General features: G+C 73.0%; 14 protein-coding genes. 8 read left to right on the top strand and 6 right to left on the bottom strand.

The genetic code is table 11. From position 1 onward, the window contains the following. Nucleotides 1-95 precede the first annotated feature (95 nt). From WMF46_RS00920 to WMF46_RS00910, 3 genes are all read left to right on the top strand, one after another. Nucleotides 96-758, top strand: a complete 663-nt coding sequence (locus WMF46_RS00920; protein ID WP_437983859.1) for a lamin tail domain-containing protein — start codon at nucleotides 96-98, stop codon at nucleotides 756-758. 147 nt (nucleotides 759-905) lie between these two features. Continuing rightward, on the top strand, nucleotides 906-1,895 hold the full coding sequence (locus WMF46_RS00915; protein ID WP_437983858.1) for a hypothetical protein: 990 nt from the start codon (nucleotides 906-908) through the stop codon (nucleotides 1,893-1,895). Between the two features lie 128 nt (nucleotides 1,896-2,023). Continuing rightward, complete coding sequence (locus WMF46_RS00910; protein WP_437983857.1) at nucleotides 2,024-2,791, top strand: thaumatin family protein; 768 nt, start codon at nucleotides 2,024-2,026, stop codon at nucleotides 2,789-2,791. Between the two features lie 45 nt (nucleotides 2,792-2,836). Here WMF46_RS00910 and WMF46_RS00905 read toward each other — a convergent pair whose 3' ends face one another. Next, a complete protein-coding gene (locus tag WMF46_RS00905; protein WP_437983856.1) occupies nucleotides 2,837-4,690 on the bottom strand; it encodes a vanadium-dependent haloperoxidase in 1,854 nt (617 codons plus the stop codon). Nucleotides 4,691-4,995: 305 nt separating this feature from the next. On the opposite strand from WMF46_RS00905, the gene WMF46_RS00900 reads away from it, so the two are divergent. Continuing rightward, the gene (locus WMF46_RS00900; RefSeq protein WP_437983855.1) at nucleotides 4,996-5,499 is read left to right on the top strand and encodes a GNAT family N-acetyltransferase; all 504 of its coding nucleotides are present in this window, start codon (nucleotides 4,996-4,998) and stop codon (nucleotides 5,497-5,499) included. 3 nt (nucleotides 5,500-5,502) lie between these two features. Here the strand turns inward: WMF46_RS00900 and WMF46_RS00895 are convergent, their stop codons facing one another. Next, entirely contained in the window at nucleotides 5,503-7,539 is a 2,037-nt protein-coding gene (locus WMF46_RS00895; RefSeq protein ID WP_437983854.1) for a hypothetical protein, read from the bottom strand. A gap of 168 nt (nucleotides 7,540-7,707) precedes the next feature. Here WMF46_RS00895 and WMF46_RS00890 point away from each other — a divergent pair, with 168 nt between their 5' ends. Then, a complete protein-coding gene (locus WMF46_RS00890; RefSeq protein ID WP_437983853.1) occupies nucleotides 7,708-8,517 on the top strand; it encodes a hypothetical protein in 810 nt (269 codons plus the stop codon). A 270-nt stretch (nucleotides 8,518-8,787) separates the two neighbouring features. Next, the gene (locus WMF46_RS00885) at nucleotides 8,788-9,483 is read left to right on the top strand and encodes a Uma2 family endonuclease (protein ID WP_437983852.1); all 696 of its coding nucleotides are present in this window, start codon (nucleotides 8,788-8,790) and stop codon (nucleotides 9,481-9,483) included. Nucleotides 9,484-9,581: 98 nt separating this feature from the next. Here the strand turns inward: WMF46_RS00885 and WMF46_RS00880 are convergent, their stop codons facing one another. The 4 genes from WMF46_RS00880 to WMF46_RS00865 all read right to left on the bottom strand — a co-directional run bounded on the left by WMF46_RS00880 (nucleotide 9,582) and on the right by WMF46_RS00865 (nucleotide 12,728). Continuing rightward, a complete protein-coding gene (locus tag WMF46_RS00880; RefSeq protein ID WP_437983851.1) occupies nucleotides 9,582-9,926 on the bottom strand; it encodes a hypothetical protein in 345 nt (114 codons plus the stop codon). A 215-nt stretch (nucleotides 9,927-10,141) separates the two neighbouring features. Next, a complete protein-coding gene (locus WMF46_RS00875; RefSeq protein ID WP_437983850.1) occupies nucleotides 10,142-11,044 on the bottom strand; it encodes a DUF692 domain-containing protein in 903 nt (300 codons plus the stop codon). Continuing rightward, nucleotides 11,041-11,817 carry a hypothetical protein gene (locus WMF46_RS00870; RefSeq protein ID WP_437983849.1) on the bottom strand — a complete coding sequence of 259 codons (777 nt, stop codon included), beginning with the start codon at nucleotides 11,815-11,817 and terminating at the stop codon, nucleotides 11,041-11,043. The genes WMF46_RS00875 and WMF46_RS00870 overlap by 4 nt, the downstream gene beginning before the upstream one ends. Before the next feature lie 2 nt (nucleotides 11,818-11,819). Then, entirely contained in the window at nucleotides 11,820-12,728 is a 909-nt protein-coding gene (locus WMF46_RS00865; protein WP_437983848.1) for a hypothetical protein, read from the bottom strand. A 169-nt stretch (nucleotides 12,729-12,897) separates the two neighbouring features. Here WMF46_RS00865 and WMF46_RS00860 point away from each other — a divergent pair, with 169 nt between their 5' ends. Together WMF46_RS00860 and WMF46_RS00855 are read left to right on the top strand one after the other, a co-directional pair. After that, nucleotides 12,898-13,152, top strand: coding sequence for a YdeI/OmpD-associated family protein (locus WMF46_RS00860; protein ID WP_437983847.1), 255 nt, complete (start codon nucleotides 12,898-12,900; stop codon nucleotides 13,150-13,152). Then, entirely contained in the window at nucleotides 13,149-13,769 is a 621-nt protein-coding gene (locus WMF46_RS00855; RefSeq protein WP_437983846.1) for a hypothetical protein, read from the top strand. Before WMF46_RS00860 ends, WMF46_RS00855 begins: the two co-directional genes overlap by 4 nt. Nucleotides 13,770-13,793: the final 24 nt, after the last annotated feature.

Raw genomic sequence — 13,793 nt, 5'->3', positions numbered from 1 at the left:
GCGGTCGCAAACGGGAGCCCGCGCGCGCCGCCCGTCGACACACCGTTGACACACCGCCGGGATCGCCGTGTGCTGGGGCCGAGGAGAACATCGTGATGGGACAATTTCGATATGCCGCGCTCTGCCTCGCTGCGCTCTGCGCGGGAGGCTGCGGTTCGAGCGAAGAGCCCGGGGACACGGGCACGGGCGGCGCGGGCGGCACGGGCGCGACCACCACCTCCCAGAGCTCGAGCTCGAGCTCGAGCGGCGCAGGCGGCGACGGCCAAGGGGGGACGGGCGGCGGGACCGCGACGACGACCGTCGTGGTGAACGAGATCTCGGCCAAGGGCGGCGACTGGATCGAGCTCGGCAACCCGGGCCCGGGCTCGGCCGACCTCGGCGGGCTCGGCCTGTGCGACTCCGACGAGAGCGGGGAGTGCAACACGGCCGACGCGCTCAGGTTCCCCGAAGGCACGCAGCTCGCCCCGGGAGCGTACCTGCTCATCCTCGGCGACCAGCTGCCCGAGGACGGCCCTGGGCCCCACACCGCGTGCCTGCCGGACGGCGGACCGAGCAGCTGCTTCTATGCGACCTGGAAGGTGAGCGCCTCCAGGGGCGAGACCGTCTACCTCATCTCCGAGAGCGACGAGGTGCTCGCCCGGCTCGAGTACCCGATCGAGGCGGCAGCCGATGGAGAGACGTGGGGCAGGTTGCCCGACCTGACCGGCGACGGCGCGACCACGGCGCCGACCCCCGGGGCGGAGAACGCGGCGCCCTAGCTCAGCCCACCAGGGATCCGGAGAAAGAGAGTGAACGCAAGGGCGCAAAGGCGCAAAGGCGCAAAAGAAAGAATGAATATCATGCATTTTGGCGTCTTTGCGCTCTTGGCGCCTTTGCGTTCAACTCTCTCTCTGCACCGAACCGCGATGCGCCGTTCACCGGCGTCCGCGATCGAGATCCTCCGCTCCCCGCGGCCGCTGCCGCCTGGCCTCCGGGCGTCCCGGCCTGCACCAGGCGCCTTGGCGCGCTGGGCGGCGCCGGCGCTCTCGCTGCTCCTGTCGGCTTGCGGGGCCTCGGATCCACCGCAGGTGCGGGAGACGGGCTGCCCTCGTTGCACCGGAGCCGCGCGAATCGGCGCGCTCCCGCCGGGCGACATCGACGAGTGCTCCGGTGTCATCGCCAGCGGGCTGCACCCGGACGCGCTCTATGTTCACAACGACCACGGCGATGACCCCCGCTTCTTCGCGATCGGGTTCGACGGCGCGCTGCGAACCGAGGTGACAGTGGCCGGCGCGGCCGCGGTCGACTGGGAGGACATCGCGCGCGGACCCTGCCGTTCGGGCGGGGGCAGCTGCCTCTTCCTCGCGGACATCGGCGACAACGACGGCGAGCGCGACAGCTACACGATCTACGGCGTGCCGGAGCCCGACACGCTCGGAGGAGCGCCGCTCGCCTCGACCGCCGACGTGTTCGTGCTCTCGTACCCCGACGGAGGCCACGACGCGGAGACGCTGCTCATCCACCCCGCCACCGGAGCGGTCACCATCGTGACGAAGGTCAACAAGGGCACCTCGCGCGTCTACGAGCTGCCAGCGCTGCCCGCCGCGGGCACGCCGGCGACGCTCGTCCGGACGGGCTCCATCGAGCCGCCCGCCGGGAGCGCGCGCTTCACCAGCGGCGACGTCCACCCGGACGGCACGGGCGTGCTGCTGCGCACCTCATCCCACGTGCTCTACTACCCCATGACACCGGATCAGACGGTGGCGCAGGCGCTGGCCGAACCGCCCTGCGTGCTGCCGTCGCCCGACGAGGAGCAGGCCGAGGCGATCGCGTGGGTGCCCGGCGGATGGGACTACGTGACGGTCGGTGAAGGGAAAGAGGAGCCGATCCACCGCGTGTCCTGCCAGGCGCCCTGAGCGGCGATCGAGGTCCCGAGTCCGCGCGGGTCATGGCTCGCGGCCCGATGAGGACACGGCTTCTCGGTGAACGAGGCTTTCGGTATCCTCATCCTCCTTCCACCACCGAGCCCGCAAGGAGGACCATCATGTCGCAACACAGGAAGGCTGCGGCCGCGCTGCTCGCCATGGCGCTGCTCGATGCCGGCTGCGCGTCCCCCGAGCAGGACACGTCCTCCGGCGCGACGGGCGGCGGCTCCACCTCGGTCAGCTCCGCGTCCAGCGCGAGCGGCGGAGCGTCGTCGAGCGAAGCCAGCAGCGCGTCGACAGGCCAGCCGCCCGTCAATCCGGGCGAGGTCGACTGCCGCACCGCCGGTGACGGGAAGTCCACCCTGGCCTTCGTCAACAAGTGCGACCAGCCGCTCCAGTTCCTGGGGAGCCTCATCGACGGCGGGGAGCTCGGCCCGGGGCAGTTCGCGTGCCGCGACGTGGGCACCAGCGAGGAGCCGCTGTCGTCCCTGCGCTACTGGGCATACGCCGGGTCGGACCCCGGCGGCGGCCGACACACGCTGGCCGAGATGACCCTCAACACCGATTTCAACGACTTCGATTGGTACAACATCAGCCACGTGGACGCGCACAACCTCCCGATGGCGATCGTGCCCGTCGGCCTGCCGGACTGCCGGACGCTGTCGTGCCCGACGAGCCTGCTCGCGGGGTGCCCTGAGGTGGGTCGCTACAAGGACGCGGGCGGCGCGACGGTCTCCTGCGTGAGCCCCGATCGGGACGATTCCGCGAACCCCGTGGCCACGTACTTCGAAGCGCAATGCAAGGACGCGTATTCGTGGTCCGGGGACGACCAGGAGTCGATGGCCGCCTGCGCCGGGGAAGACTACGACATCGTGTTTTGCCCCTGAGCTGCCGCTGGCCTCCTCGGGCTCAGACGCCGGCGAGGGGTCGATTCACACAGTGACCCGCGTGCCGTCGAACCGGGTGAACGTGAAGCCCTCGAACGGCTCGCGGAAGGTCCGTCGCTCGTCCCGGAGCAGGCTGATCGCCACCTCCTCGCCGAGCGCCAGCGACGCCGCGGCGTCCGTGCGCCAGTGGATGCCCGCCCAGTTGCGCCCGAAGGCGGCGTTGGTCGCCAGCTTGTTCAGCTCACCGCCCACGGTCAGCGGCGGCCCGCTGTACGGAACGAGCCGGGTCGGATCGGCCGGATCGGGGACGAACGGATCCTCGATGACGTGGTCCTCGTCGAAGAAGGCCTTCAGGAGCGTCACATTGACGCCCGCGATCGCGGCGGCGCCGCCCGGATAGGACCCGTGGATCGGGGCGCCCTCCGGGAAGGCCTGCGGGAGCAGGTAGCTCCCGAACGTGTCGAATGTCAGCTCGACCGCCAGCGAGCTCAGGATGTCGTCGTGCAGCGGGTACTCTCGCGCGTCGTTCGCGAGCCGGCGGTGGACCAACCCGCCGTACGCCTCGGGGCGGATGCTGCGGTGCACGAACCACTTCTGCCAGTAGGCGGCGCGGATCGCGCGCGACGTGCCGAAGGGGAGCAGGCCCTGCAGGTAGGCGAGCGCGAAGGTCGCGGCCGCGGTGGCCTGCGTCTGCGACGTGAGGTAGGGGTTCGTGGGGCTCAGGGGGGCCGCGATGCCCCCCGGGGCGCTCGGGTTCGGGCTGCGCGCCGCGCCGAGGAGCAGCGCTGCGCCCCAGAAGCTGGACGCGCCGCCATGCACGTACTCCGCCAGATCACGCCCAGTCGAGATGTAGCGGCGCACCGGGTCGAAGGCGATCGACCGGGTGGGAGCGCGCCCATTCTGCACCGCGAGCCACTCGGCGTGATCGGTCTGGAAGTCGTTGCCCGGCAGCGCCGTGCGGATCGCGCCCCCGATCACCTGCGGGCCATAGGGGATGTCCCGCAGGAGGAACTGCGAGATGTAAGGGCCGTCGAGCACGCCGGGAGGAACCACGTGCCTGGCCGTCCTGCCCGAGCGATCGCGGGGATCGACGTAGGTGACGCTGCCGCGGAACAGCGTGTCCAGCGTGACGCGGCCGCCGACCCGGGGGCCGGTGTAGCCCGACAGGCGGTCGATCTCGTCGAGCGCGTCCTCCACGTCGCTGCTGTCGGCATAACTCTCGAACGGCACGTCCCGCAGAAGCGCCTTCCAGTAGACCTCGACCGCCTCGGAGGCCTTCTGGGCGCTCGCCAGCGCGGGGGCCGGGGGCACGCCGATCTGGGCCGGGGTCTTTCCGATCAGGCTGACGGCGAGCGTGCCGATCGGATTGACGAACTTGCGCGTGCCGCCGAGCGGGATGGCCTCGAAATCGTCCCATTCGCGCGACGCGTGGGCCCTCGCCGCGACGCGGTACGCGGCCAGATCCACCTCGCCTCGCGCGTCGTGCGGCAGGCCGCGCGTGTCCGTCCCGATCTTGTTCCGATAGCGCGCCTCGTCGCCGTTGTCCGGGTGTGGCGCGATCGGCTCCTCGAAATCGTCGACCGCGGCCTCCACGCGCACGCGCAACGCGCGCAGGCGGAGCTCGTGGTCGAGCGGTGAAGCGCGCGGATCGCGGCGCGACGAATCGAACCCGTCGAGCAGCTCGTCGATGCCCCTGCCCCGCGCTGCACTGGCAACACCGGGGCTCGCGGCGAGGACGCCTCCCACGGCGAGCGAGCCGGCGACACTCATGAAGGCGCGCCGGCCTGCGACCTTCTCGGCCACCGGTCGCCCTGCGGCGCCCTCGGAGCCCACGGGCTTCGTGGCGTCGGGAGTCGAAGCGTCGCTCCTGTGATCGCTGTCATGAGAATCGATGGTCATGGCGTTCAGCTCCGTTCGTTGGATGGACCTTCGCGTCCGCCGCGGCGTGCGCGGTCAGGCACCCGCGAGAATCGGCCTCTGAGCTCAGATCGCGGCGCGTCGTCCCGGAAGCGGAGACGGTGAGGTCGAGCTTCCGGCGACGCGCGCGTCGAGCGCCGACGAGGCCAGGAAAGTAGCGGACAGCGGCCTATCCGCCGCATCCGCTTTATGGGACAAACGTCTACTATAACGGACGAGATCAAGCAAGGACTTTGTTTCGCAGCGCACTGGCAGGACTTCTGTCGTCCGGGACCCGGTGATATCGAATGAAGATGCGACAGGGCGGCGATGAGCGGACGGGCTCGGCAATGCTGGACGGCATCGTCCGTGGGGCGCAGGGAGGGGATCTTCCGGGGGTCCTGGGGCTCTATCGAGATCTCCAGCCCGAAGACGCGCCGTTCCCTCCCGAGCCCGAGCTCTCGGCGCTCTGGAAGCGCATGCTCGAGCACCCTGGGTACCACCTCGTCGTCCTGGAGCGCGACGCCGCCCTCGTGGCCTGCTGCTCCCTCATCGTCATTCCGAACCTCACGCGCGGGGGCCGGCCGTATGCCTTGCTGGAGAACGTGGTGACCCACCGCGAGCACCGGCGGAGAGGCTTCGGCGCGCGCGTCGTGCGCCATGCGCTGGCGGAGGCCTGGGCGGCCGGGTGCTACAAGGTCATGCTGATGACCGGGTCCCGCCGGCCCGGGGTGCACCGCTTCTACGAGGCGTGCGGCTTCCGCGCGGACGAGAAGACCGGCTTTTTGGCGCGCCCCGGCGCTGGGCGCTAGCGGTCACGGCACCGCGTGGCCGTCGACCCGGAGCTGGAACAGGAAGTACGGCGGGATGCAGGCGCCCTCGCCCGAGCTCGTCCTGGCGCACACGTAGTCCTCGCGGCAGGGCGCCTCGCTCGAGCAGCGCCGCAGGCCCGCTGGGGTGACGTGGCGGCTCAGGCACTCGGTGAACACCGTCCCGCGGGCGAGGCAGCGGTTGAACGGGTCGAGCACGGCGATGGCGCCGCAGACGCCCTCCTCCGGGAGCGCGACGCAGCTGCTCGTGCACATGCCGCCGGGGAACCCGACGGGGCTCGTGTTGCACACCGCCGCGAGCGGGCACGCCCCCGGCTGCGCCGCCGCGGCGCGATCGCGGTGCGGGTCGGCGTGGGGGACGACGGCGCCGACCTGGCACGGGTCGCCGACCTCCGGCGCCGCCGGCAGGCAGACGCCGACGGTCGCGCGGTCCTCCTGAGGGGCGTCGTACGCGGAGCACACGAGCCCTTCCGCGCAGGACCAATCCGCGAAGCTCGGGTCGCCGAGCCCGCAGCGCGCGCCATACCCGCCGCGCGCGCCGTCGCCTCGCTCCGGATACGGCACCTCGTCGTCCGGGGCGGCGCCCCGCGCGACGGCCTCGACCACCGCCCGCCGGCGCGGGAGATCGCCCGCGAGGTGCGCGGACTCGACGGTGAACAGCGCGTCGTGGACGCGGCCGGGAGGCTCCTGCCCGAGCAGGTGGAAGCCGGCGACGGACCCGCTCTGGTGGCACCCGGGGCAGGTCATCTGATCGAGCCGCCGGAGCAGCCCCTCCGGCGAGCGGACGCGCGAGAGGCCGCCGAAATCGACGCCTGCGAAGTCGCGGGGCTCGAACAGGACGCGGAAGGGCCGGTTGGCGCGGCGCGCGAGCCCGTGGGGCGTCGCCGACAGCGCCTTCGTGGCGAGGAACTCCTCGGGCAGGAGCGCCGTGCCCTCGTCGAGGCGCGCGAGGTTCTCGGGGGCCGATAGCCACGCGCGCAGCCGCTCGCGCCGCGCCGGGTCGCGCGAGAGCCGGGCGACGTCGGGGGTGTTCTCGAGGGCGAGCGGCGCGTAGCGCCCGGCGCGGGCGTCCCAGCGGAAGGCGCGGAGCACGTACTCCGCGTGCCCGCCGAGGTCCGGGCGCACGGTGGAGGGCCAGCGGACGCTCTGCAGGTTCACAACGAGCCGCGCGAGGTGCGCGCGATCGGCGGCGCCCGGGGCAAGCGGGCCCTCAGGCGAGGTGAGAAAGCGGACGAGATCCGGCCCGGAGAACGCGCCGGCGCGCGACCAGGCCTGCGCGAGCCGGCGGCACGCGCGAGCATCGCCGGCGGGGGCGAGCAGCTCGAACGACACGGTCATCGGGAGGCGCGAGGCAGCGGCGGGGGCCGGCGTGGCGACGGAGGCGCCCGCAGCGGACGTGGCGCTTGCCACGCCGCCCGGGGTCTTCGCGGCGTAGGCCAGCCGGTACACGAGGCGGGTCTCTCCACAGGCGGAGGCGTCGAACGGGCGGCGATCCATCCGGTTCACCACGCCGATGAGCTCGAAGCGGGCGCCCTCGGCCGAGAGCCACCGCTCGTCGAAGAGGCGGTGCGCGTGGCGCGCGATGCTCGTCCCGCTCCTCGGATCGGCGCGCTGGACATGCCGCAGGTCGTCGGCGAGCACGCGCGCGATCGAGCCGAGCTCGGCGGTACGGGAGAGCGCGGAGAGCGAGGCCGGCGCGCGCGGCGCGCCTGTGAGCACCGACCCGAAGTCGAGGCCCGCGGCCTCGAGCTCGGCGAGCACGGCAGGGTCCGTGAGGAGCAGGAGAGGCCGCGCTTGCGGCGGGGTTCCCTGCGGCGCGGCGGCGGGCTGCGGCCCTCCCGCGGCGAAGCCGCCGGAAGCGGCCGGAGAGGACGGCGCGGCGGACGGCTGCCCCCCTGCCCTCCCGACATCCTGGCGCGACGCGGAGGGGCGTTCGGACGACCACCACGAGCACCCGGCAATGCCGGTGCCGGCCACCAGCGCGGCGAGGGCGAGGGCGCGACGGAGGCCGCGGGCGTCCATGCGGCGAGGCTACACCGAAGCGCGCGGCAGCGCTGAACGGGACCCAGGTCCAGTTCTCCGGGGCAGGAGGCATCAGGGGTGCCTGAATGAGGAAGTGAACACCCTCCGGAGGCCCTGGGGGTGCCATGGCCAACTTCGGCACAAGGCGACACGAACCTCGCGCGCCAGATGGAGAAACAACAGCAATCGCGGCACAACGCGCATGGCGTGGGCTTTGCCTGGGGCGAACGTATGCCACACCAATCGTCGATGCGAAGATCATGGGCTGCTGTCACCGGCGCGCTGCTGACGGCCGCACTGCTCGCGGCGTGCGACGCTGTCACCGTTGTTGAGGATACCTTGAGTTCCACGTCGACGGCCGGCGCCAGCGGGAGCTCCGGCTCGGCCGGCGCCAGCGGGAGCTCCGGCTCGGCCGGCGCCAGCGGGAGCTCCGGCTCGGCCGGCGCCAGCGGGAGCTCCGGGACGACCGGCGCCAGCGGGAGCTCCGGCTCGGGGACAGCTGGTGAGGCGTGCGGGATGAATGGGCCTTGCGCGCCGGGATCGCATTGCCTGTTCGGCGACCTTGCGTGCGGGACGAGCCCGCCCAACGACGTCTGCCCGGCGGAGTACTGTGCTGTGCCCAGTTCATGCAGCGGCCTGGGCGGTCCACCTGCCTGCGGCTGCGACGGCAAGATCTACGACAACGCGTGTCTCGCGGACTCCGCCGGCGTGGGCACGTCGATCCTCGGAAACTGTGGGCCCGCGCCGCAAGGTCGCTTCGCGTGCGGCGATGTGTTCTGCGAGAAGGCGGCTCAAATATGTGTTGAGAACGTTCCCGACGGCTGCGCGTTCACCCGGTACGAGTGCCGCGACCTGCCCCAGGGCTGCGGCAGTGCCAGCTGCAATGAGTGCGTCGACGCGTCGAACGAGTGCCTCGATGTCCTCCATTGCCTCGCGGACGCGAACGGCGACATCACCGTCACGTGCGCCACCTTCTGACCTCGACGACGAGCGTGTTCGCGCCGCCGGTGCAGCGCACGGACGCTCTCCTCGCAGAGATGGTCCGCCGCGGGCCTCCCCTGCCCCGCCGCGGGCCTACGCTGCCCCGCCCACGGGCCTCCCCTACTCCGCCACGGCCCTCCCCTGCCCCGCCGCGCTGCCAGGCTACACCGGCGCGCGCCGCAACGAACTCGCGGCGATCTTGACGAAGCGAGCAAGCCGAGCCGCGTCGCGGTCGACGTACACACACGGCGTGTGGATACTGTCCCCATGCAGCACGCCATGTTCGCGCGCCGGCTCCGCCATGTTCGCGCGCCTTCCCCGCTCCACTTCCCGGAAGAGGCCCTCGTGCCGGAGACCAAGCGCCACCTCGAGATCAGGACCCTGCTCTATGTCGTGCTCAAGACCTTCGCGGATCGCGCGTCGATCGGATCCGACCAGTTCGTCTACTGGTCCGCGTCGGATCCGAGCCGGTGTCTGGCGCCGGACGCCTTTGTCCGGCTCGGCACCCCTGACACGCCGTTCGGCTCCTGGAAGACGTGGGAGCGCGGTGCCCCTGAGCTCGCCGTCGAGATCGTGAGCGAGCACGACGCGGATCCGCAGACGTGGGCCGACAAGCTCCGCAAGTACCACGAGCTCGGCGTGCTGGAGCTCGTCGCGTTCGATCCTGACGCCGCGCCAGGAGAGCGGCTGCGGGTCTGGGATCGCATCGACGACGATCTGATCGAGCGCGTCGTCGAAGGGGAACGCAGCCCGTGCACCGTGCTCAATCTGCACTGGGTCATCGTCCCTGCCGCAGGCCAGCCGGCGGCGCTCCGTCTCGCCCGCACCCCCGACGGGGCGGAGCTCGTCCCGACCCCTGAGGAGGCGGAGCGACGCCGCGCCGAGGCCGAGCAGGCCGCCCGCGCGACGGCGGAGCGGCGCATCGCCGAGCTCGAGGCCGAGCTCCGCCGACGAGGCGGCTGACCCCGTCGGCATCCACCGGGTCAACTTCACCATCTCCGACGAGGCAGCGCTGCTGACGCCCGGCAGAGGTGCGAGGAAGCGCTGCTGACGCCCACGGGTCATCGGGGCCGTCGGGCGCGCGCAGGCGCGGAGGGCGCCTCGATCCAGCAGCGGAAGAGGCGGGCCTCGCCCGGCGGGAAGAAGGCGGTGGGCGGCACCTCGGCGTGGTAGCGCCGGAACGCGGCGCTGAAGTCCGCAGGATCGCGGTCGAACCACGCCTCGGCCTCGGGCGAGCCGCGCAGGAGCCGCTCGAAGCGCAGCCGCGCCACGAGCAGTGCCGACATCCTCACCCCGTCCTCGTCGGCGCCGAGCAGCGCCTTCCGGAGCGCGGGCGGCAGCGCCGGATCCTCGGCCGCGGCGCGCAGCGCGGCCACGGGATCCTCGGCGGTCATCGCGCGGGCCACGAGCGCTTCGTAACGCGCGTGCGCCTGCGCCCCGCTCAGCCGCGCCGCCGCGCCCTCCGCTGCCCCGCCACGGGCCTCCGCTGCCCCGCCGCGGGCCTCCGCTGCCCCGCCACGGGCCTCCGCTGCCCTGCCGCGGGCTTCCCCTGCCCCGCCGCGGGCCTCCCGTGCCCCGCCACGCGCCGCGCGCCCCGCTGACCTGCCGCCGACCGCGCGCGTCACCCGCGCCTCCCGCGCCGGCCGAGCGCGCGCCGCGCGCGGCGGAGCTCCTCCCGCACGGCGGCCGCGTCGTCTGCGCCGTGCACCGTGCCCTCCATGCGCTCCAGGGTCACCCCGCGCAGGTTCGGGCAGCGCGGCGCGACCTCGTCCAGGAGGCGCCACACCGGCTCCGGCACGGCGTCGTCGTGGCCGTCGAGCCGCAACACCCGGCCCGAAGGCAGCCAGCCCGGATCGCTCGGGCCGCCGCCGGAGAGGTGGATCTCGATCACCCGGCCCAGATCGAGCCGCGCCACGTACTCGGCCGGATCGAAGCCGAAGTTCTCCGCCATGGTGTGGACGTTGTGCAGGTCGAGCAGCAGGTGCGTCCGCGGCGCCCTCAGGATGCGCTCGAGGAAGCGCGGCTCGTCCAGCGGATCGCCGAGCACGAAGTAGCTGACGCTGTTCTCGACGCCGACGTCCTCCACGACGTCCTGCATCGCCCGGAGCGCGCGGCGGGCGACCGCGGCGCTGTGCGCGCTCATGGGCATCGGGAGCGGCAGCCCGGCCGAGAGCCCGGCGGGCGCGCTGATCCCGAGGTGATCGGTGTACCAGCGGAACCGGAAGATCGCGTGGTCGCGCCGGAGGGCCGCGAGCCAGCGGGCGCGCCGGCCCGCGTCGGCGGCCGAGGCGCCGCCGAGCGACCAGCCCACGCCGTGGGCGACGAACGGCCGGTCCGACCGGCGCGCGAGCTCGGCGAAGCGGCGGTGAAAGCCGTTCTCCTGGAGATCGGCCTCGGCGGCGTCCGGCGCGCGCCAGAGCGTCTCGGGCGCCACCTCGTAGTAGTCGGCGTCGCGCAGGATCACCTCGGCCAGCAGGTCGAGGAACGCCGCGTCGGGCTGGAGCGTGAGGCCGACCGGGATCAACGCGTGGATGCCCCGCGCCCGTCGACCGAGAAGAAGTACAGGAAGCGCCGTGACTTGGAGGGCACGTGCCCCATGCCGCAGGCCATGAGCCCGCTGTCCTTGGCCCCCTCGACGTCGATCCCGCAGCCGCTGGCGATCGCCCAGCGCGCGCCCGCCGGCGGCGCCTTCACGAGCCGCGCGCGCACGCTCGCGGCCCGGGCCTCCACGTTGCGCGCATCGGCGCCAAGGCCCTTCCGGAGCAGCGCCCCGAGCGCGCCGATCCGCTGCGCGGCGATCTTGTCGTCGTGCTTCAGCTGCTCCTCCCGGCCGCCGCCCGCCATGCGGCGCATTCCGTCGTAGCTCGGGAGCGCGACGTCGAGCTGCGTCGCGACGACAGGCACCTTGTCGGTCCTGACAGCCACCATGAGCGGCTCCCCGTTGCCGGCGCCGGGCACGAGCTTCTTCAGATCGGCCATGGTCGCGCAGACGACCTCGACGCCCGCGAGCGGGGCGAGATCCCCGTCCGCGCCGAAGTTGAGCAGCTCGCCGAACGCGTGGCCGCGCTCCCACTTGGCGCTGTCGTCGGCGGGGATGACGAAGACGAGCAGCGCCCTGCTCGCCTGCCGGGCGCGGCGGAACGCGGCCGACACCTGGACCAGCGACCCCGCGGCGGCCGCCGGCTTGCCCGTCTCGTCGCACGCGGCGCCGTCGCCGAACGCGTCGCGGATGAACGCGGGCCACGCGGTGGCCGCGAGCCCTGCTGCAGTCGCTCCCAGCAAATGCCTGCGCTTCATGGTCACTCCTCACCGCCGTTCCCGAGCAGCTCGCTCTCCGCCTCGCCGCGCCCCGAGGGCTCGGGCGCGAGCGGCGCGAAGGCCTCCCAGCCCGGCCGCACCAGCCTATCCCGATCCCGGCCCAGCAGGATCGGCGCCGCCCCCGCGGATCGCAGCATCACGCGATCACCCGCGGCCGAGTACTCGCCCGTCGCGACCACCTCGCCGGAGCAGCGGTCCTCGAGCGTGAAGCCCCCGGACGCGTCCAGGAGGAGCGTCCGCAGCCCCGCGGCGTAGAGGCCGACCAGCTCTGCCTCCGCGCTGCCAGGCTCCAGCGCGCCGCCTCTGGCGGCCGCAGGCACCGCGGCGAGCGCGTCCAGGGCGTCCTGCGCCGCCGAGGGCGCGAACGCGGCAGGATCGCCCGGCTCGCGCTGCGCGTCGGGCAGGGCCTCGATCACCCCCTCGGGCGGATCGAGGAAGGAGCCGCGCTCCAGCAGATCCGGCGCTGTGAGCGTCCACATGCCGTCGCGGCGCGGGGAGATCTCGCCGCCGACGAGCGCCGCGAGCGCCGCCGCGGCCGCTTTGCTCGCGTGCAGCGTCAGGCGGTCGTCCCGCGCCTCCTCCCCCAGCGCGAGCCATCGGATCTCGCCCTCGGCGCCGCGGACGTGCGCGAGCATGCCCCCGCGCAGCGCGATCCGCTCCGCGCCCTCCGGGCCGCGCAGCACGGCCGTCTCTCCCACATCGAGGGCGACCGGCAGGATCGGCGCCCCTTGCCAGCCGTCGCTGGCCACGGTCCAGCGAGCGCGCGCCGCGGGATCGAGCAGCACGTACGCGGTCGTGTCCGGAGCGTCGATCGGCTGGGCACACCCGGCGGAGAGCAGCGCCGGACAAAAAAGGGAGAACGCAGGGAAGAGACCACGACGTCTGGGCATCGGGCGGAACCTCCGGGGAGCTGAGACGCCCCACGGCGGTGAAAGTTTCATCGACCACGAGGGCCGCGCCCGGCCCGTGATCGCCCGGGGCGAGCCCCGAGCGGCGAGCGGCGAGGGGCTCGGCCCTCCGCTTCACCTCCACGCCGTGCATCGGTATAACGAGGAAGCCATGAGCGCCGACCCGTCAGGCCTGAGACGGCCCAGGCACCCGATCCCCGATTTCGTCAAGACCGCGCTGAACGAGCGTGGCCTGATGAATGCTTACAAGGCGCGCCCTGCCTACCAGCAAAACGATTATATCGGGTGGATCAATCAAGCGAAGCGGCAGGAGACCAGGGAGAAGCGCCTCTGCCAGATGCTGGATGAGCTCGAAGCCGGCGGTGTTTACATGAACATGAAGCATCCGGCATCGGAGAAGACGTGAGCTATCCCGCGGAAGGGAACAGCGAGTCCATGTTGGCCTACGTGTTCTGGCACTGGAGGCAACCGCAGGCCGCCGCGGGCGAGTACGAGCGCCGGCAGCGCGCCTTCCACGCGGCGCTCGCCGCGGCGCCCGCGCCGGGCTTTCTCCGGTCGTTCAGCGTCGGGCTCTCCGGGGCCCCCTGGGCGGCCGGCGGCGGCGACGTCTACGAGGACTGGTACCTCGTGCAGGATTTCGGTGCGCTCGGCGCCTTGAACGAGGCCGCGGTCTCCGCCAGCCGCTCGGCGCCGCACGACGCGGCGGCCGCGGTCGCCGGCGGCGGGGCCGGGGGCCTGTATCGCCTGCGGGGCGGGGTTGCGCTGAACGCGCCCGGCTACGCCCACTGGTTCGGCAAGCCCGACGGCGTGTCCTACGGTGAGCTGTTCGCCCGGCTCACGCCGATCCTGGAGCAAGCGAGCGCCGGCCTGTGGATGCGCCAGATGGTGCTCGGGCCCGGCCGGGAGTTCTGCTTGCACGCGGCGACCTCCGTATCGCTGCCCGCTCCGTTCGATGCGCTCGTCCTCCCGCTCCGGCCAGCCTGGCCGGCGCTCGACGACACGGGCATGACTCCGGCGCGCTGAGGCCCGCGCCCCGCGGCACCCGCC

The organism is Sorangium sp. So ce117 (assembly GCF_051524395.1).
GTDB classification, from domain to species: domain Bacteria; phylum Myxococcota_A; class Polyangia; order Polyangiales; family Polyangiaceae; genus Sorangium; species Sorangium cellulosum_B.
This window is presented reverse-complemented; position numbering and strand designations above follow the sequence as displayed.

Excerpts from the sequence above, each read along its gene's own strand:
- WMF46_RS00920 (WP_437983859.1), top strand. The coding sequence starts at position 96 with ATGGGACAATTTCGATATGCCGCGCTCTGCCTCGCTGCGCTCTGCGCG.
- WMF46_RS00900 (WP_437983855.1), top strand. The coding sequence starts at position 4,996 with ATGAAGATGCGACAGGGCGGCGATGAGCGGACGGGCTCGGCAATGCTG.
- WMF46_RS00860 (WP_437983847.1), top strand. The coding sequence starts at position 12,898 with ATGAGCGCCGACCCGTCAGGCCTGAGACGGCCCAGGCACCCGATCCCC.
- WMF46_RS00885 (WP_437983852.1), top strand. The coding sequence starts at position 8,788 with ATGCAGCACGCCATGTTCGCGCGCCGGCTCCGCCATGTTCGCGCGCCT.
- WMF46_RS00895 (WP_437983854.1), bottom strand. The coding sequence starts at position 7,539 with ATGGACGCCCGCGGCCTCCGTCGCGCCCTCGCCCTCGCCGCGCTGGTG.
- WMF46_RS00910 (WP_437983857.1), top strand. The coding sequence starts at position 2,024 with ATGTCGCAACACAGGAAGGCTGCGGCCGCGCTGCTCGCCATGGCGCTG.
- WMF46_RS00905 (WP_437983856.1), bottom strand. The coding sequence starts at position 4,690 with ATGACCATCGATTCTCATGACAGCGATCACAGGAGCGACGCTTCGACT.
- WMF46_RS00890 (WP_437983853.1), top strand. The coding sequence starts at position 7,708 with ATGGAGAAACAACAGCAATCGCGGCACAACGCGCATGGCGTGGGCTTT.
- WMF46_RS00915 (WP_437983858.1), top strand. The coding sequence starts at position 906 with ATGCGCCGTTCACCGGCGTCCGCGATCGAGATCCTCCGCTCCCCGCGG.
- WMF46_RS00870 (WP_437983849.1), bottom strand. The coding sequence starts at position 11,817 with ATGAAGCGCAGGCATTTGCTGGGAGCGACTGCAGCAGGGCTCGCGGCC.
- WMF46_RS00865 (WP_437983848.1), bottom strand. The coding sequence starts at position 12,728 with ATGCCCAGACGTCGTGGTCTCTTCCCTGCGTTCTCCCTTTTTTGTCCG.